The following is an 18,752-nucleotide window of genomic DNA, read 5'->3' as shown; positions in this document are numbered from 1 at the left end:
AATGAAAATTGCTTTTATTACTAACTAACTTTCTTTTAAACTTTCTTTAGACCTTCCGCCTACTCCCCAACACGAACTTGGGATTTCATTCACTAAAACACGAACCTGTCCAACATCTACATCTAAGTTTTTCGCAACTACCTCTGTAACATCAAATATTAGATTTTGAATTTGCTCCTGCTTTCTACCTTCTATTATTTGAATTTGTATAATGGGCATTTTTATCTCTCGCTTTACTATTTATTCACAAAACATTGCTACACTTCCCAAATCATCAAATTGTGCAATGATAGAATCTCCGGCTTTAAATGCAATCGCTTCAGATAATGCTCCACTTAATACAATATCACCTTTTTTAAATCCTTCATTTTGTAAACCAAGTTTATTTACCGCCCAAGCAATTGCCTCTGCTGGATGTCCCAGCACAGCTGCTCCTGTCCCAGTCGTAGCAATCTTACCATTCTTTGACATAACCATCCCTACATTGGCTAAATCTACATTCTTAACATCAATCCATTTACTTCCTAACAAAAATTTTGAAGAGGAACAATTATCTGCTATTACATCAGGTAATGTAAATTTAAAATTTAAATATCTACTATCAATCACCTCTAAAGCTGGCGCAACATATTTGGTTGCCTTTAATACATCGTCAGCTGTCACATTCGTTCCCTGTAAATCCTCACCTATTAAAAAAGCAATCTCTGGCTCTACTTTTGGATGAATCAACGTTTCATATTGCAATGGCTCCCATTCGAATGCAAGCATATCGTGCAATAAATATCCGTAAATCGCTTCATCAATCCCCATCATTTGTTGTTTTGCCTTACTCGTTAATCCAAGTTTCACACCAACTCTTTTAGAACCTTCGCTCATTTTTTGTTCAATTAAACGTTTTTGCAATTTATAAGCATCCTCTACTGTTAAATCAGGATGCTTATCCGTTACTTTTACTACTTCTTTTCTTTCCTTTTCAGCTTGAAGTAAATAGTCAATAATTTCTAAATCTGCCCCTTTCACTAAAGCCATCTGTTACACCTCCATTTTTATCTTTGCTAATTCTGCAGCTACATCTAAAATCATATCCTCTTGTCCTCCAACTACTTTTCTTTTCCCCAGTTCTATTAAAATATCACGTGCGTCTACATTAAAGCGTTGTGCCGCCCTTTCAGCATGTAATAAAAAGCTAGAGTATACCCCTGCATATCCCATTACTAGACTACCTTTTTGAATTTCTTGTGGTACTGGTAATAAAGGGGCAACAACCTCCTCTGCCACGTCCATCATCTTATATAAATCTATATCTAGCTTATATCCCATACGATCCAAAACAGCGAGCAATACTTCTGTTTGGGCATTTCCAGCTCCTGCCCCAAGACATCTTACACTTCCATCAATACGTGTCGCGCCCTCCTCAATTGCAGTAATTGTATTTGCTACTGCCACCGAAAGATTATTATGACCATGGAAACCAATTTCAATATTTAAAGATTGACGCAAAGCACGGATACGTTCACGTACTTCATGAGGCAATAAAGCTCCTGCAGAATCTGTTACATAAACTGCTTCTGCACCATAACTTTCCATAAGCTTTGCTTGCTCTACTAACTTTTCAACCGATGCAGAATGTGCCATCATTAAAAAACCGCACACTTCCATACCTAACTCACGTGCAAATTGAATATGCTGAGCGGAAACATCCGCTTCTGTTACATGTGTTGCTACACGAACAAGTTTCGCACCGATATTTGCAGCTTGCTTTAATTCATGAATCGTTCCAATACCAGGAATTAACAAGACAGCTACTTTAGCTTGCTTACACTCATCTACCGCGGCTTCAATGAGCTTTATTTCGTTAACTAATGACTTCCCATATTGTAAAGTAGAGCCACCTAAACCATCTCCATGACTCACTTCGATATAATGCATACCTGCCTCATCTAATGTCCTTGTTACAGATCGAACTTGCTCTTCTGTGAATTGATGTTTCATTACATGACTTCCATCACGTAAACAAACTTCTGTTATTCTCACTGGTCTTTCACTATTTCGCCTCATTCATTACACCTCTTTTCTTCTCTGAAATGATTTGCGTTGCAAATTCTTCACCTACTTTTAATGCTGCAGCTGTCATAATATCTAAATTACCGGCATAAGGAGGAAAATAATCTCCAGCTCCTTCAACTTCTAAAAATACAGTTACACGATTCCCATTAAACATTGGCTCTTGTTTCAAAGAGTAACCAGGAACATACGTCCTAACCCGTTCAACCATCTTATGAATTGCTTCATAGATAGAAACCTCATCCATATCCTTAACTTCACAATAAATCGTATCCCTCATTAATATAGGTGGCTCTGCAGGGTTTAATATAATTATCGCCTTCCCCTTATCAGCCCCACCAATTTCTTCAATTCCACGCTTTGTCGTAATTGTAAATTCATCAATATTTGCCCTTGTACCTGGACCTGCACTTAAACTGGAAATTGTAGCAACTATCTCTGCATATGTAACATTTGCTACCTCATTAATAGCATGAACAATCGAGATTGTTGCTTGTCCCCCGCACGTAATCATATTAACGTTTTGCTTATCTAAAAAATCATTATTTCGAATAGCAGGACAAACAAATGGCCCATATGCAGCCGGAGTTAAGTCAATTACTATTTTCCCAAGCTCTTCTAATATTTTCGCATGATAACTATGTGCTTTAGCTGAAGTTGCGTCAAATACAATATTAGCTAAACTCGGATTATCAATAATTGCTTGTATTCCATTATCAAAAACCTCATATCCGGCTTCTTTCGCTCTCTTTAAACCATCCGATTCGGAATCTATTCCAATCATGGCATTTAGCTCTATAACTTTACTATTTTTTAATTTATACATTAAATCCGTACCAATATTACCTGATCCAATTATAGCCGCCTTTACTTTCTTCACATCTATCCCCCCTTTTCTCAACACTTTAACCTATATGAATGTAACAGAAACTGATCCGAGTGATCCGAAGTCAGCTTGAATACTGTCTTTACTATTCACTGAGACTGCACCAGATAACGCACCTGGTAAAATTAACTCACCTGCTTTTAATCCAATATTAAATTCATGTAGTTTATTAGCTAACCAGGCAATAGCTTGTGCAGGATGCCCTAATGCGGCCGCCCCAGCACCTGTTGCAATTAAACTATTATTTTTATACAGTGTCATTCCAGTTGTACGTAAATCTACTTTGTCGATGCTAGAGAATGTATTACCAATTACAACCTTTGCTGACGAGCCATTATCCGCTACTGTATCAACCAATTTAATTTTCCAATCAGCAATACGACTATCAATTATTTCAAGTGTAGGTACAACATACTTTGTTGCCATCAGTACATCAATGTATGTAATATTAGGCCCTTTTAAATCTTTTTCTAAAACAAATCCTATTTCTGCTTCTACTTTCGGAGATACAAAAGAACTTATTGCAATTGTACTTCCATTTTCTATTTTCATGTCATCTAACAAATGTCCATAATCTGGTTCATTTACCCCAAGCATCTGCTGCATTGCAACACTCGTAAGTCCAACTTTTTTTCCGATTACACAACGTCCATTCTCCAACTTTCTTTCTACTACTTCAAGCTGAATATTATAAGCATCCTCAACTGATAAATTAGCATATCTCTCAGTAAAAGGAGGTATTCCTATACGTGAATCTTCAGCCTGCAATAGTTCATCTGCTAACTCTTTCATTAACAATTGCTCTCACCTCATTTTTTAATTTATATATCCTCAATCCTTTACATTGTAGACTAGCCCCCATCCATCTACTTATTTTTATAAACATCAGATGGGAGCTCTTTGTATGTTAAGTTAAAATATTATCCTTATAATTTCATCGTTACCGTCTTAGCTTCTGTATAAAATTCAAAACTATGACGCCCACCTTCTCTACCAATTCCACTTGCCTTTGAACCTCCAAATGGAGTGCGTAAATCTCGGACATACCAACAATTAATCCATAGTAAGCCTGAATCAATTTGCGAAACGACTCGTTGTGCTCGTCTAAGATCATTTGTCCAAACCACTCCAGCTAGTCCATAAATAGAATCATTTGCAATGCGAATGGCATCCTCCTCTGTTTTAAATGGAATAACAACTAGAACTGGACCAAATATCTCTTCCTGCGCTACACGCATACTGTTATCAACATCGTATAAAATAGTAGGTTCATAAAAATTCCCTTCTACTAGACTTTCCACTCTTTTTCCACCATAGGCTAATTTTGCCCCTTCTGAAATTCCTAATTCTACATAGCGATCAACTGTTTCTAAATGAGATTTTGAGACAAGCGCTCCCATATCTGTATCTTCAGAAAGAGGATCTCCAACCTTTATTCTTTTCACAGCCGCTACAAATTTCTCTAAAAACTGTTCATATACACTTTCTTGCACAAGTAATCTGGAACCAGCTAAACAAATTTCTCCTTGATTTCGATAAATAGCTTCAATTGATCCTTGTACTGCTTCATCTAAATCTGCATCTTCAAATACAATATTTGCTGATTTACCTCCTAATTCTAATGAAACAGGAATTAAGTTTTCTGAAGCATTACGCATAATTGTCTTACCTGTATTACTTTCTCCAACAAATGAAATTCTTCTAACAGCTGGATGTGTTGTCATTTTTGTCCCGACAGTACTTCCAGGACCTGTAATAATATTAAGTACACCTGGTGGTAATCCTGCATCATTTGCAATTTCACCAAGCATAACTGCGCTTAATGGAGTATAGGAGGCCGGTTTAACAACAACAGTATTACCAGAAGCAAGTGCAGCTGATGCTTTCCACGTCATTTGCATAAATGGCAAATTCCAAGGAATGATTAAACTAGTTACCCCTGCTGGAGCATACTTTGCATATGACATAAAATTATGTTTGTCATAATGCTCATGTACCATATATTTAGCCATTTCAGCAAAGAAGCGAAAATTATGAGCCGAACGTGGTATATCGAATCCTTTACTCTCTTTAATTGGTTTTCCAACATCTAGAGTTTCTATATACGCTAGTTCATCCACTCTTTCCATTATCAAATCCGACATTTTGCATAAAATATTCGACCGATCTTCCACAGGCATTTTACTCCAAATGCCACTTTTAAATGTACGTTCTGCCACATCAATTGCTCTTTTAGTGTCCTCTTCATTTGCCTTTGCAATAGATGCAAGCTTTCTATTCGTCGCCGGATTGAACGTATCAAACGTTTCGCCACATACAGAATCCACATATTTTCCATCAATAAACAATTTCGCATCTTTTACTTTCCGTTTGTCAGCTAATAATTCTTTGTTCACCTTCCTGACCTCCTACTCTTCAATTTCTAAAACCATCTCAATTTCAATTGTTGTGTTATTAGGTAACTGAGCCATACCGACTGCAGAACGAGCATGTTTTCCTTTTTCCCCAAAAATATCTACTAATACATCCGATGCCCCGTTCATTACTTTTGGCTGATTAATGAAATCTTCCGTACTATTTACAAAACCAAGCAACTTTACAATTCGTTTCACCTTATTTAAATCACCTAGTTCGTTCCTCACAACACTTAATAAATTCAACATTGATTGCCTTGCCGCTTTATATCCTTCATCAATTGAAATATCTTTTCCTAATTTTCCGTGATACTCATCTACGCCTTGTCCAGAAGTAAATAGTAAATTACCTACTTTTACACAACTAACATAATTTCCAACTGCCGGACGAATAGCTGGCAGTGTGATTCCTAACTCACTTAGTTTGTCCTCAGGTGTTTGTACTCTCTGCATATGCTACACCTCTTTTTCTTATATCAATATTTAAAAATTCCGCTGCATTTCCCCCAAGCATCGCTGCCCTTTGTTCCTCTGATAAACTTGCTGTTTCATCAATCACCTTTCCCGGCTCCACTTCTCGCAATAAAAACGGATAATCTGAACCCATGAAAATTTTTTCATGTCCAAATCTTTCAATCATATATTTCAAATTAATAGGATCATAATTTAAAGAATCAAAATAAAATTTCTTTGCATAATAACTAGGAGGATGCGTAGTCAATCGTAAATGCGGCCACACTTTCCAGCCTTGATCTAACCTCGGCAAAATATATGGGAAAGATCCCCCGCCATGCGCAAAACAAACCTTTAGCCGTGGAAACTTCTCCATTATCCCACTCCATATTAATGTAGCTGCCGCAAGTGCCGTTTCACTCGGCATCCCTACTGTGTACATAAAATTATGATGTGGCATTCTATCTCTTCCTAATGTTTCCCATGGATGAATAAAGATTGGAACTTGCCACTTTTCAGCCATCCGAAAGAATTCAATAAACGATGGGTCATCTAAATTTTTACCATTTACGTTTGTGCCAATTTCAATACCGTGTAAATGTAATTCTGTTATACAACGCTCCATTTCACGAATCGCAGTTTCTCCATCTTGCATCGGAACCGTTCCTAATCCTACAAAACGATCTGGATATGCTAAAACTGTTTCTGCGATAAAATCATTTTGAATACGTGCCATACTTTCGGCTTCCTCTGGTTTTGCCCAATACGAAAATGTAACAGGGATTGGTGATAAAACTTGAATATCAACACCCTCACGATTCATATCTTCAATTCTTTTCTCAGGACACCATACTTGATCTGTCACATCACGAAAATTTTTACCTCCAACCATTATGCTTGCACCACATGTACAAGTCCGATTTAATATCGGCCAACGTCCTCCGCCAAACTTCTCTTCAAAATCCGGAAAAGTTTCAGGAATAATATGTGTATGAAAATCTATTCGCACTTCCATTCCTCCACTTCTTCTGGCATAATATGACCGCAGTTTTTACATGCTCGAATTTCTTTATTTGAATTAAAACTATGAATTGCTTCTTTTACTTGTTTTTCAATATCACTTAATTGAACACGTACACGATGCATTTCATGATTACACTCGTCACAGAACCAAACAAAATCTTCAAGCTCTCCTTGGTTACGTTTTCTTTCAATTACGAGCCCATATGTGTTAGCAACGCGATGTGGTGAATGTGGTACCATAGCGGGTAGCATGAATACATCCCCTTCTTTTACTGTGACAACTTCTCTCTTGCCTTCCTCTGTAATACATTCCACATAACATTCACCTTTAATTTGATAGAAAAATTCATCTGAAGGATCCACATGGAAATCACGTCTTCTATTTGGACCACCTAATATCATGGCGATAAACTCTGAATCTTGCCAAATCACTTTGTTATTTACTGGTGGCTTCAATAACTCCTTATTCTCATCAATCCATTTTAGTAAATTAAAAGATTGCAATGTTTTAGACATATTATTTCCTCCTCATAATTCCTTTTTAGTTATATTGTTTTAAAAGACCAACCGAGCAAAGAGTTAGATTTTTGTAAATCTCCTTGATAAACATAATCTCTAATTCTCGTTGAAGATATTCGCTCACCTTCATCACAGCAAATATCTTTCACTATAGAAATATTGAAGTGCTCTCTTAGCAAATCTATATTTCCCTCCCGACTTTTTCCAAACTTAAAATCTTGGCCAACAAAAATTTCTACAGGGCTTAGTCTTTTTATATCTTGAATAAAATAACTCGCACTTTTTGTTATATAAGACTCATCAAACCGAATTACAATCACATGTTCAACACCAAGACTTTGAATACGTTTCACCTTCTCATCAATAGGTGTTAATACTTTCGCTCCTTGAAAGTATGAGCGTGGTGGTGGATCAAATGTATACACAACATTTGTTATCCTTAATACCTTTGCCTTCTCAACTGCATTTTTAATTACAGCTTGATGACCTTTATGCACACCATCAAATGCTCCAATTGAAACAATAGATTTCGTTAATTCAGGTATACACTGCTCATGTATATAAATGATACTCATCTCTTTTCTTCTAAAATTAAATTTCCAAATAGCCAAATTCCTTGGAAATCAAATTTGCTGTATTCATCACACTTTGAATTATGATTTCACGATTACTTCCCTGCATATACGATATAGGTCCAACAATATTAAGCGCCGCAATAGTTCTCCCAGTATAAGATCGAATAGGAGCTGCAATTCCATATAGTCCATGCTCATTTTCGTTATCACTAATTGAATAACCTTGCTTACGAATTTTCTGTAACTCTGTTTGGAATTGTTTGACACATGTAATGGTATTGGGTGCTCGTCGTAAAAGCCCTTTTTCTGAAGTATATTCTAAGGGTGATGAATGAAATGAAAGCAGCACTTTCCCTGTGCTTGTACAATATGCAGGTTCTCTTGATCCAACATGTGTTGAAATTTGAACGGACTCCTTCGATGAAACTTTCAATATAAATACAACATCACCACGATCAAACATACCGATATGCACAGTACCGCTAAAATTTCTTACTAGCTCTTCAACAAGCGGAATTGCTCCACTATAAATCTCTTGCTGAAACATGACTTGATTTCCCCACTCTAACAATTTCCAACCTAATCTATATTTTCTTTGCTCATCTTGTATGAGCATTCCTTCTGCACACAATGTACGAACAAGGTGGTGAACTGTACTAGCATTCATCTTTAACTTTTCAGCTATTTCAGAATTTCCTAGTACCGGCTCATCACTAGTGAAACAATTTAGAATTTTACAAATTTTACCGATAGAAGCGATCAAATCATTTACCTCCCCTATTCCAGTTACAATCCCAAAGTTCTAGATATTATTAAAAATATAAGAAGAATTACATCCTAACAGTAAAATTCTTTTTATCATCTATTGCTCCTTCCTTTTTCAAATAAAAATGTAAGCGCAAACATTTTTATTTAACTTAAGGCTTCTTCAGATGAACTCGATTGCAACGCATTGTTCACAAGTGAAAAAGTTTGTTGTTTTTTATACGCATTATAAAACATTCCCATTTTACGCACCGGATCGCCAGAATAATAACGCTCATATTGTAATAATCGTTGCCCAAAAGCTTCACCGCATAAATCCCACGCTAATTTAAACAAACGAACTCGTTCCTCAGAGGATACGCCTTCACGCCCGATATAATACTTTTGCATATCATCTTGAATCTCGGGGGTCATAAAATCTGCACCTGTTGGTGACATTAATAATCCACCAGCACCAATGGTTTGAATAATCTCAATAGCACGTGGATACATCTTTGGTAATAAACTACGAATCGTATCAAGCGGTAGCCTCGCAGGAATAACTTCTCCATATGAATTTGTTTCATACTCATATTCAGCTACTTGCAGGAGTGCACGTATCGTTTCGACATCTTGCATCAGCTCTGCTAACTGATTTTGTACATTTAAAAACCCATCTACTCCTATCGAATCTGCTACTTTCATAGCTACTTCAGCAGCGAATGATAGTTTTACTAATCCTCTTACTCCAGATTGATGCGCTGGTTGATGACCAATTCCTGTTTTTGGGTACAATTGATTACCAGCTTCTACACTTTGATAAATAAATACTTTATCCCACGGGATAAACACATTATGAAATACTAGTAATGCATCCATTTCCTCAAACCTTGATGCAAGAGGATGATCAAATAAAGAACGTTTTCCATCTTGCATCGGCTCACGACATAGAACCCTGAGTCCTGGCGCATCAATCGGAACTGCAAAAGAGATCGCATGACGTTCATCACCTGGTTTAAAACTCGGATATGAATATATAATTACCTCATCCGTAATCGGCGCCAGTGTCGCTAACATTTTAGCACCACTCACGTACATCCCTTCTGCTGTTTCACTTACTACCCCTAAATGCATTGTTTCATCTTCTTGTTGATGAGAAGCCTTACTCCGATCATTTTGTGGATTAATAATTGCATGTGTTAAAAACAGATCATTATCCCTTATATGTTTATAGTAATTTTTTATATTCGCTCCCCATTCTGGATTAAACTTCTCAAAAAACCACGAATTACTTGCCATCGAGGTAACCGTTACATTTAAAAAATCAGGTGTTCTGCCCATTAAACCAAAAGTAGCTTTTGCCCATACTTCAAATAATTCACGGCGTGCCTTTAAGTCCTCATAATTTTTAGGAACTAAAAATGCATTTGATACTCTTTCCCCTGTCTCTTCGCATATATGAGTAATTTTATCTTGATATTCTGGATGGTGCTGCATATCATATAAGTTCGCAATTTGTAAAATCGGTTCACGAAAAACATCTTCATTTACTACATCCGTTACTTTTCTCCCGCCAATCCAAATTTCAGGATTTCTTTTTCGCAATCCTTCAATATACTGTTCCCCTGTTCTAATGCCCATTCTTTCCCCTCCAATTTCCCATAATAATATAATAAAAAGTTTAGAAACTTCATTAGATGACTGAATTTTCAATTATTATATCAATTTTATTTCTTACAAATTCTCTTCGATTTCATATTATGAAATTTTTAAATTTTTTTAGTAAATATGCAAAAGAACGCTTTTCCGTCCCACACACATGTAATCTATAAAACCATGCTAAAAAATAAAAAGAGAAACGGCTTCCCATTTCTCTTTCCACTCTTATTGTTCGTTTGGTGTATCTGAAGAAGGTAATCTCTTCGCCTGTTTTTCTTTAAAAATTTCTCCAATTGCCCCGAGAGTACCCAGTGTTTCAATTGCATTAGACGGAATAAAGACTTTATTTGCTGGTCCTTTTGCAACTTCAGCTAATGATTCAAATGATTTGTAAGCAAGTATACGCTCATCTAAATTCGCTTCACGAAGTAATTCAATTCGATTTTGTTCTGCTTTTGCAATTTCCTCAATCGCTCTTGCTTCCCCTTGCGCTTCTAATTCTTTTGCTTCTTTAATACCTTCCGCTTCTCGAATACGTGCTTCTTTATCCCCTTCAGCCATTAGGATTTTACTTTGCTTTTCACCTTCAGCACGAAGAACTTTATCTTGCTTTGCAGCTTCAGCTTCTAATATAATCGCACGTTTATTACGTTCTGCTTTCATTTGCTTTTCCATTGACGCTTGCACATCTTTCGGCGGATTAATATCGACAACTTCAACACGTTCAATGCGAACGCCCCATTTTTCTGTAGCTTCATCAAGTGCTAAGCGGATTTCTGTTGAAATTTTTTCACGACCAGATAACGTTTCATCCAGTTCCATTTTACCAATGATTTGGCGCATCGTTGCTGAAGTAATGTTACGAACACCGTATTCATAGTTTGAAATACCATATGTCGCAAGTTCCGGTTCAACGACTTGATAGAAAATAATCGTATCAATTTCTACTTGTACATTATCTTTCGTAATTACCTTTTGCGGTGGTACATTCGTTTGTTGAATACGTAAGTCATGATATACACGAACGCGATCTACAATCGGGATTAATAAATTTAGTCCTGGCTGCATAACACGTTGAAACTTACCAAATCTTTCAACGACTCCAACCTTTTGCTGTGGAATAATTTTAATTGTTAATGCAATAAATGTAACAACAATTAGTGCGAAAATAATGGTTAATGTTAATGCTGCAACCATATTTATTCACTCTCCTTTTTTACTTGTAATATAGTACTATGCCTCTTTATAACAATAACTTTTTCTCCAGCATCAATTGGATCATCTGCAATAGCTGTCCAAGTATCTCCATCCACCTTCACAATACCATTCGCTTCATTTGTAATCGCTTGCATAATAATCCCTTTTTTACCGACTAACATATCTACTGTATCTGTAAAACCTTTTGCTTCTCGAAAGTTTTTTGAAATTCTTTTCGTAAAGAAAGTCAATGTTAAACTTACAATCGCACCGACAATAACTTGTAACAGTAGTGCTTCAGGAGCAAACAAAGCTATTAGACCTCCGACAACAGCTCCAATTCCAAGCCAAAGCATATAAAAGGTAATCGACAACATTTCTGCAATAAATAAAATACCAGCTATTATAAACCATATTACCCAAGCAGCCATATGCAACCCTCACTTTCTTTCTCATTTTCTATATGTATATGATGAAAAGAATGGTTTATCCGCCCTTTCTAATACGTAGGGGCTTACTACGAGCTATTGTACATATTCACTGTTATAATGAGTATTATTAAAATACTATATTAATATATTCCTTATTATACATAAAAATCCCTTTCAAAAAGTGACAAAAAATGAAATTCTTCCGAAAATTTAATTTTCAAATTATAATTATTTTAAATACTGAAATATTATTTTTTAGGAAGGCGGTGTGCTCATTGCAAAATCGTTCATTAACTTACTATTTAGGATCGAAAATATGTATTACTCTCGCTGATATCGTATACATCATGATTATTACAACCCATATGTATATCACAACGAAATCAGCTACATTAACTGCCTTGTTTCCATTACTCCAAGTTATAACTAATCTTATAGCAAATACATCTGCACCACTTATAATGAATCGTTTTTCATCTTATTCCTTACTTTTCACACTACAATGGACAAAAACTGCTCTCTTATTTTTATTAATGATATTCTTCCCATCCCTGTCTACAAACATTGTAGCACTATTCATTTTCATTTTTTTCATTTCATTATGTAGTGGCTGGAGCGCTCCATTACTTTACGGTATTCTACCGCGCTTTACACCACAAGAAAATTTAGTAAAAGTAAATAGTATCTTTTCCTTTTCCACACAAATTGCGCAAGCTGCTGCTTATTCATTTACAAGTGTTATTGTTCTTCTTATCGGCGCCACCTCTACACTCATGATGAATAACATTTTGATGATTTTTGGATGTGTTGCACTACACATTTCATTACGTTCTATACATAATGAACGAGTAATAGAGCCTTCTTCTTCAAAAGGCGCTGCTTTATTGGAAGGTTGGAAACTCTTATTTCAAAATCCATCTCTCCGTACCGTCACATGTATGGACTTAATGGAAACTTTCGCAGGGACGATATGGATCGGTGCTATTACGATGGCTTATGTAACGACTGTCCTTCATAAAGGCGAAGAATGGTGGGGATATATTAATACAAGTTATTATGTTGGGACGTTAATTGGCGGGATATTAGCGTGGAAAATGAGTACATACATTCAAAACAATTTAATACGCTCCATGGCGATAGGCTCTCTTCTGTTTAGTATTCTTACATTTTTATATGGTATGACAAGTAGCGGGTTTATTGCGCTTTTTCTATGCGTTCTAATGGGTCCTTGTTATCAAATTAGAGATATTTCTCAAACGACAGTGCTACAATCAAGTGTCGCCCCTACTTTACTATCAAAAATGTATACAGCTCATGGTGCACTCCTCTCGACAGCTTCTGGTCTTTCTATGCTTAGCGTTGGAATTATTACCGATTTATTTGGTGTTCGTACGATTTATATCATCGCTGCTTTTCTTATTTTATGTTCCGCTTGTTTATCATTTAACTTATTAAAATATGATAAGACAAAGCAAAAAAACATTTCACTTTAATGAACAAAATAAATAGGACAGGAATTCCTGCCCTATTTATTTTATTTATGATAAGTTAGGAGATTTCCGATACTTTGTCGCTTGTTCAAAAGCGTATGCGAGTTTAATCAAAGTCCCCTCAGAAAAAGCAGTGCTTGCAAGCGTAATTCCAAATGGTCTCCCGTTATCCATATATCCCGCTGGTATCGCTATAGATGGATAACCTGCTTTCGCACATATAGTGGATCCGATATATGAAGGGAATAGAATTGCATCAAGATTATATTTTCCCAATGCAAAATCAATACCTTGTTCTCGTGAAAAATATATATCTTCTAATCTTGCATTTAAATATTCTGGATTTCTTAACGTATTAGGAAAATCTTTTCTTCTTTCTAACTTAGTTTGTCCATATTTCAAAGCTCTTTCAGCTATGTTTTCATTAAACGCCATTAACTCTGAAATAGAATGTACTGGCATAGTAGAAGGTAATTTAGAAAGATAGTTATCCAAACTATGCTTTAGTTCATAAAGCGATACTCCCCAGCTCCATTCTCTATGAAAAGACGGAATATCAATATTTTCTATTACTGTTGCTCCCTCACTCCACAATACTTCAATCGTTTCCTTAAACAATTTTTCATCATACTCACCAGTTTCATAATAATCTTTTGGTGCATTACTATATACTCCAATCTTTGCTCCATGTAAACCGTTAACATCAAGATATTTTGTAAAATCACGTTCTGCTATCCATTCACTTTTATGAGTAGCTACATCTTTCTCATCTACCCCAGTTAAACTCCCTAGCAAAATAGCTGCATCTGTTACTGTTCTAGCAAATGGCCCCGCTGTATCTTGCGAATACGTAAACGGAATAATACCTCTACGACTAATTAAACCGACAGTCGGTTTAATACCTACCACAGAGTTTTGAACAGCTGGACTTAAAATAGAACCATCTGTTTCAGTTCCAACAGATACTACTGTAAAGTTAGCAGCAACTGCTATAGCAGATCCTGTACTTGAGCCACCAACAAACATGTCATCCTCACCTGTACCGTAAGCGTTTATTGTTTGTCCACCTCTTGCACTATATCCAGCCCACATTTCAAAAGACATTGCATTTGCTAATTCTGTCATATTTGTTTTTCCGATTATGACTGCTCCCGCTTCTCTCAGTTTTGTAACGAGAAATGCATCCTCACTACTAATATTTTGTTCTAGAGCAATCGTGCCTGCGCTTGTATGCATGGAATCATTCGTCTCAATATTGTCTTTAAGTAACACAGGTATACCATGTAATGGACCTCTTATACCTTTTATCTTTCTTTCATAATCTAACGCTTCTGCAATAAAAATAGCGTCTGGATTGATTTCTAAAATAGAATTAATTTTTGGTCCATCTTGATCATACTTTGCGATTCTATGAAGATAATACATAACTAATTCTTTTGAAGATAATTGCCCAGCTTCCATCGCTGTTTGTATATCATGAATTGTTAACTCTTTTTTTAATAGTGTATTGAACTGAATCTCCATTGTCATTCTCCTTCTATAAAGTGAAACTTTAATCAGTGGGGGTTTTCTTCATCCCCCACTGATTNNTTTGCTTTCGCTGAATTTTGAGGTGGAGGTCTTACTGCCCATTAAAGTGGGATAAAGCATTTTATTAATTACATGTACCTATTGTTTTTCATTTTCTCCGCTCCTCGCATATACAACTACAAACCCTTTAAAAGAATTCAACTTACCAATGTAAAAATCTCTTATTTCCTGAAAAATAAAAAAAGTCTGAAACGAGTTCACCCTCGCTTCAGACCCTATTATTACTACACGTGTACTTCTTCTAACAGATGTAAAAACTCCCCTTGTTTCCCGGCTAATTCAGGGCATTTTGCAATATCGATCCATTCGTAGCAAAATACTAAACCTTCATCTTCCTCACCGGCACTTACAATATGTTCCCACGTATCCTTTACATCTGTTAGTAACGTTACGTGGAAAAAGTGACGTTTTTCATATTCCCGTTTGTCCTTCACATGTATAATATAATCTGCTAGAAAACGCTCTATACATAAATGACGTAATCCAGACTCTTCTTGTATTTCACGTAAAATCGCTACTTCTAACGTTTCCCCTTCGTCAACTGTCCCCCCTGGTATTTGTATACCAGCTTCAGGTATATCACGATGTTTAAAAACAAGTAATTGCATAACTCCCTCTTTTTCCCTTGTCACATATGCGTGTACTTTTTTCTTATATAACATCGTCATAATCCTTCTCTCCCCTCAATTGTTCACTCTGTTACCTCTTCAAGCGTCAGTTGATTTTCATATAAATATGTAGCTTGTGGATTTCCCACATACCTCACGTGCCATGGTTCAAATCGATAGCCCGTAAGAGATTCTTTCTCTTTTGTATATCGAATAACAAAACCAAATTTATGGGCATTTTCAGAAAGCCACTGCCCTTCTTTCGTTTCACCAAAAACGGTCTCTAACTGAAACTTAGCAGATTGAGATGTAATATCCATAGCAAGCCCTGTTTGATGTTCACTCGTTCCAGGAACCGCACTAGACATCGCTGTTTTTGCTTCTCCATCTTGTTTTTTATACATCGTATTTAATGCTTTTTGTCGATCAAAAGATCTAAATCCAGAGACTGCAAATAAGAAAATGCGCTCCTTATCAGCTTGCTGAAACATTTCCTCTAGCGCCCCTGCTGCTTCCTTCCTCATTTTTTTCTTTTCTTGATCACCTTCACTTGAGTAGCGCACTTTCGGAATAACTAAATCTGGCGGTCTGTACCCATCTGGCAAACGCCTACTTTTATTTACAAGCACAAGCATCGAATTCGGATTACTAATTACTGCAATATCACCATCCATATTGGCAATCGTTTCTTTCGCTTTCGGAAATATGTTATTTACATTTACCTCGCGCGCCTGCTTATCCTTATACATTTTATAATTGATTCCTGCTACTCCAACAATAAGTACCATCGCTACGATACCAAGTAGTATCCATCTTTTTTTCATATAACGACCTCTTATTTTAATAATTTGGCCATTTCATACTCATCGATGTTCTCTCCATCGATAATAAGAGAAGCTCTTTTGACACCTTCTTTCTCAAATCCAGCTTTTTTATATAGTGCCTGAGCTCTTGTATTGTGGGCCATCACCGTTAATTCTAAACGCCATATATCATGTAATCTTGCCCACTTCTCAGCCTCTTTAAACAATCTCGTCCCAATACCTCGTCCGCTATACTCTTGCAAAATACCAATTACAATACTTGCTACATGTCTCTTTCTTTGAATATGATTTCCATTCACTAAGATAAACCCTACTATCCTCTCTTCTTCAACTGCTACCAATATCGTTGCAAACTTATTTTCTATAAAGCGATGAATCATTTTTTCTTGTTGCTCGACTGTAAATTTTCTTTCTCCTGGTTCGTATAACATAAATTTCGTTTCTTCGTCTAATCGCTTACTTAATTGCAAAAATGGTGCTGCATCTTCTATTTTGATCTCTCTAATCACTTCAATCACCCTACCAGTTTCATAATAAAAAGTTTTCCTTGTAAAAAGATTTTCTCTATTTCTCCAAAAATCCCTTTGTAAATTCCCCAGTATAATTTGACAAATTTCGATATTACTATAACATCGACAAATTGTGTCTATTCTGTGACGCATCATTAATTACAAAAAACGCAAGCATTACACTCACGTTTTTTCAGACTCTCTCATTCATTTCTGTTTCACTTTATCCATTCACTTTTTCTGCCTGCCAGAAATATTCACCAAACGCTTTAGCTAGCGCATCAATCGATCGATTTAATTCTTCCTCTGTATTATCTACGCCACCAACTTCAATTAATATCGCTTGCCCAGATAAATCTTGATTGTAGACTCCATTTCCTGTTTGGAATCCTTTTTGAATGACACCTCGACTAACGCCTGGATACTTCTTACTAATCGTCTCATGTAAAGCCGTTGCTAATTGCAAGTTTTTTTCATAGTTTTTGTTGCCTTTACCTACTACAAATGCAAGCTTCGCATATGATTTATCGCCAATTGTTTTTGTCGTAACATTCTTCCGAGCACTATCACGATGTAAGTCAAAGAAGTATTGCAGTTCTTTATTACCAGTCATTGCTTCTTGTACAATTTCCCGTGACATTTTGTAAGAACTATTACTATTTAACCCTTTACTAATCAACTTTTGACCGATATCCGTCTTATCGTTAGTAGCTCCGATTCCTTCACTTGCTAATTGTTCACGAAATCGATCGCCGACTATTGAAATATTCGTGACGGAACTTGTCGCTTTATTCGGATTTGGATCATTTGCTAAATTCAGTAACGGCAAATAAGATTCCCAGCTATGTGAATGATAAATAAACGCAACTTGTCGTTTCCCTGTCGTTTGAGCTGGTTGCTTTTTCTCTTTGTTCCCATCCGACTTTGGAGCCTGTCCACCTTCTCCAGTCCGTTCTTTTACTACTTCTTCAAGTGGCACACTCGACTCTATCGGTAAGTTAGAATAATTTGTCCCTTCACCCGCAATAACAATTTCTGTATCGTACTTACCAAAACCAGGTAGCTCTTTGCCGACAAAACTGCGTACATCGTTAAAACGAATATTTGTAGCCATAGAAAAGAGAAACGAAGAAATCGAAAAATCTTGATTTAAATTTCGATATTCCTGTGTAAAATAATGATTCTCTTTTCCAAGAACATACATGTAACCATTCATCGATAACTCATTTAACCAATTATATAAATACGTTGACTTTGTCTCTTTCATAGAGGTTACCATCATACTAATAAGAAAAAAAGTCGCTAGTACTGTAGCAATAATAAATAAAATCAACTTACGTACACTTGTAAATTTCACATAAAAAAAGCCTCGATTCATACTATCACCCTCTCTATTTCAAGTTATGTACAAGCTCTAGAGAATAGACCGTCTAAATTCCGGCTATATTGTTAATGAGGTGAACTGAATTGAAGCTACTAATAGGAACATTACCCATTGTACTATCATTTCTTTTTTATTGGCTCGCTAAGTATCCTACAATCCGTGTTGCGTTACATATTTCAGCATACTTATCACTTTATGTACTCGGTACAATTATTTCTATTCATATATATGATGTTTTAATGCAAGATTTAGTTTTTATGACAAGCATTCATAGCATTTTACTAAATCCGTTTTTTCTTATATCAGGAGCGTATGTAGGGATATACACTTTATACCTACTTTTGTCTTACATGATTACAAATATGAAAAATGGAGCGTAATG

General features: G+C 36.0%; 21 protein-coding genes. 2 read left to right on the top strand and 19 right to left on the bottom strand.

Features of this window, described 5'->3' with window-relative positions:
• Window positions 1-24: 24 nt before the first annotated feature.
• From COL05_RS14300 to COL05_RS14235, 14 genes are all read right to left on the bottom strand, one after another.
• Complete coding sequence (locus COL05_RS14300) at window positions 25-219, bottom strand: 4-oxalocrotonate tautomerase (RefSeq protein WP_042512851.1); 195 nt, start codon at window positions 217-219, stop codon at window positions 25-27.
• A gap of 21 nt (window positions 220-240) precedes the next feature.
• Window positions 241-1,029: a 2-keto-4-pentenoate hydratase gene (locus COL05_RS14295; RefSeq protein WP_098669096.1), complete on the bottom strand. Its 789-nt coding sequence runs from the start codon at window positions 1,027-1,029 to the stop codon at window positions 241-243.
• 3 nt (window positions 1,030-1,032) lie between these two features.
• A complete protein-coding gene (gene dmpG / locus COL05_RS14290) occupies window positions 1,033-2,058 on the bottom strand; it encodes a 4-hydroxy-2-oxovalerate aldolase (RefSeq protein WP_098669095.1) in 1,026 nt (341 codons plus the stop codon).
• Window positions 2,045-2,944 carry an acetaldehyde dehydrogenase (acetylating) gene (locus COL05_RS14285; protein ID WP_098669094.1) on the bottom strand — a complete coding sequence of 300 codons (900 nt, stop codon included), beginning with the start codon at window positions 2,942-2,944 and terminating at the stop codon, window positions 2,045-2,047. The genes dmpG and COL05_RS14285 overlap by 14 nt, the downstream gene beginning before the upstream one ends.
• Before the next feature lie 30 nt (window positions 2,945-2,974).
• Window positions 2,975-3,742, bottom strand: a complete 768-nt coding sequence (locus COL05_RS14280; RefSeq protein ID WP_000660948.1) for a 2-keto-4-pentenoate hydratase — start codon at window positions 3,740-3,742, stop codon at window positions 2,975-2,977.
• A 134-nt stretch (window positions 3,743-3,876) separates the two neighbouring features.
• Window positions 3,877-5,346: an aldehyde dehydrogenase gene (locus COL05_RS14275; RefSeq protein WP_098669093.1), complete on the bottom strand. Its 1,470-nt coding sequence runs from the start codon at window positions 5,344-5,346 to the stop codon at window positions 3,877-3,879.
• A gap of 12 nt (window positions 5,347-5,358) precedes the next feature.
• Entirely contained in the window at window positions 5,359-5,817 is a 459-nt protein-coding gene (locus COL05_RS14270) for a RidA family protein (protein ID WP_098669092.1), read from the bottom strand.
• Window positions 5,795-6,832: an amidohydrolase family protein gene (locus COL05_RS14265; protein ID WP_098669091.1), complete on the bottom strand. Its 1,038-nt coding sequence runs from the start codon at window positions 6,830-6,832 to the stop codon at window positions 5,795-5,797. The genes COL05_RS14270 and COL05_RS14265 overlap by 23 nt, the downstream gene beginning before the upstream one ends.
• On the bottom strand, window positions 6,817-7,356 hold the full coding sequence (gene nbaC, locus COL05_RS14260; protein ID WP_000047732.1) for a 3-hydroxyanthranilate 3,4-dioxygenase: 540 nt from the start codon (window positions 7,354-7,356) through the stop codon (window positions 6,817-6,819). The genes COL05_RS14265 and nbaC overlap by 16 nt, the downstream gene beginning before the upstream one ends.
• 29 nt (window positions 7,357-7,385) lie before the next feature.
• Window positions 7,386-7,934 (bottom strand): FAD synthetase family protein, encoded by a 549-nt coding sequence (locus tag COL05_RS14255; RefSeq protein WP_098669090.1) that lies wholly within the window; start codon window positions 7,932-7,934, stop codon window positions 7,386-7,388.
• 16 nt (window positions 7,935-7,950) lie between these two features.
• Window positions 7,951-8,697: an IclR family transcriptional regulator gene (locus COL05_RS14250; RefSeq protein WP_098669089.1), complete on the bottom strand. Its 747-nt coding sequence runs from the start codon at window positions 8,695-8,697 to the stop codon at window positions 7,951-7,953.
• Window positions 8,698-8,846: 149 nt separating this feature from the next.
• A complete protein-coding gene (locus tag COL05_RS14245; protein WP_098669088.1) occupies window positions 8,847-10,319 on the bottom strand; it encodes a 4-hydroxyphenylacetate 3-hydroxylase family protein in 1,473 nt (490 codons plus the stop codon).
• Between the two features lie 243 nt (window positions 10,320-10,562).
• Window positions 10,563-11,534 (bottom strand): SPFH domain-containing protein, encoded by a 972-nt coding sequence (locus tag COL05_RS14240; RefSeq protein WP_098669087.1) that lies wholly within the window; start codon window positions 11,532-11,534, stop codon window positions 10,563-10,565.
• 2 nt (window positions 11,535-11,536) lie between these two features.
• A complete protein-coding gene (locus COL05_RS14235) occupies window positions 11,537-11,965 on the bottom strand; it encodes an NfeD family protein (protein WP_098669086.1) in 429 nt (142 codons plus the stop codon).
• 275 nt (window positions 11,966-12,240) lie between these two features.
• On the opposite strand from COL05_RS14235, the gene COL05_RS14230 reads away from it, so the two are divergent.
• Entirely contained in the window at window positions 12,241-13,458 is a 1,218-nt protein-coding gene (locus COL05_RS14230; RefSeq protein ID WP_142337494.1) for an MFS transporter, read from the top strand.
• 45 nt (window positions 13,459-13,503) lie between these two features.
• On the opposite strand, the gene COL05_RS14225 is transcribed toward COL05_RS14230, so the two are convergent.
• From COL05_RS14225 to spoIIP, 5 genes are all read right to left on the bottom strand, one after another.
• Window positions 13,504-14,979, bottom strand: a complete 1,476-nt coding sequence (locus tag COL05_RS14225; RefSeq protein ID WP_098669085.1) for an amidase family protein — start codon at window positions 14,977-14,979, stop codon at window positions 13,504-13,506.
• A 290-nt stretch (window positions 14,980-15,269) separates the two neighbouring features.
• Window positions 15,270-15,713 (bottom strand): NUDIX hydrolase, encoded by a 444-nt coding sequence (locus COL05_RS14220; protein ID WP_098669084.1) that lies wholly within the window; start codon window positions 15,711-15,713, stop codon window positions 15,270-15,272.
• Between the two features lie 23 nt (window positions 15,714-15,736).
• The gene (locus tag COL05_RS14215; RefSeq protein WP_098669083.1) at window positions 15,737-16,477 is read right to left on the bottom strand and encodes a M15 family metallopeptidase; all 741 of its coding nucleotides are present in this window, start codon (window positions 16,475-16,477) and stop codon (window positions 15,737-15,739) included.
• Between the two features lie 11 nt (window positions 16,478-16,488).
• Window positions 16,489-16,986: a GNAT family N-acetyltransferase gene (locus COL05_RS14210; protein WP_142337492.1), complete on the bottom strand. Its 498-nt coding sequence runs from the start codon at window positions 16,984-16,986 to the stop codon at window positions 16,489-16,491.
• Window positions 16,987-17,209: 223 nt separating this feature from the next.
• Window positions 17,210-18,364: a stage II sporulation protein SpoIIP gene (gene spoIIP / locus COL05_RS14205; protein WP_098669081.1), complete on the bottom strand. Its 1,155-nt coding sequence runs from the start codon at window positions 18,362-18,364 to the stop codon at window positions 17,210-17,212.
• 89 nt (window positions 18,365-18,453) lie between these two features.
• Between spoIIP and COL05_RS14200 the strand changes: the two genes are divergently transcribed.
• On the top strand, window positions 18,454-18,750 hold the full coding sequence (locus tag COL05_RS14200; protein WP_098669080.1) for a hypothetical protein: 297 nt from the start codon (window positions 18,454-18,456) through the stop codon (window positions 18,748-18,750).
• Window positions 18,751-18,752 lie beyond the last annotated feature (2 nt).

Origin of the sequence: Bacillus sp. AFS059628, from assembly GCF_002571225.1 — a bacterium.
Taxonomy (GTDB): domain Bacteria; phylum Bacillota; class Bacilli; order Bacillales; family Bacillaceae_G; genus Bacillus_A.
The sequence above is the reverse complement of the archived record's forward strand: the minus strand, read 5'-3'. Positions and strand labels throughout refer to the sequence as shown.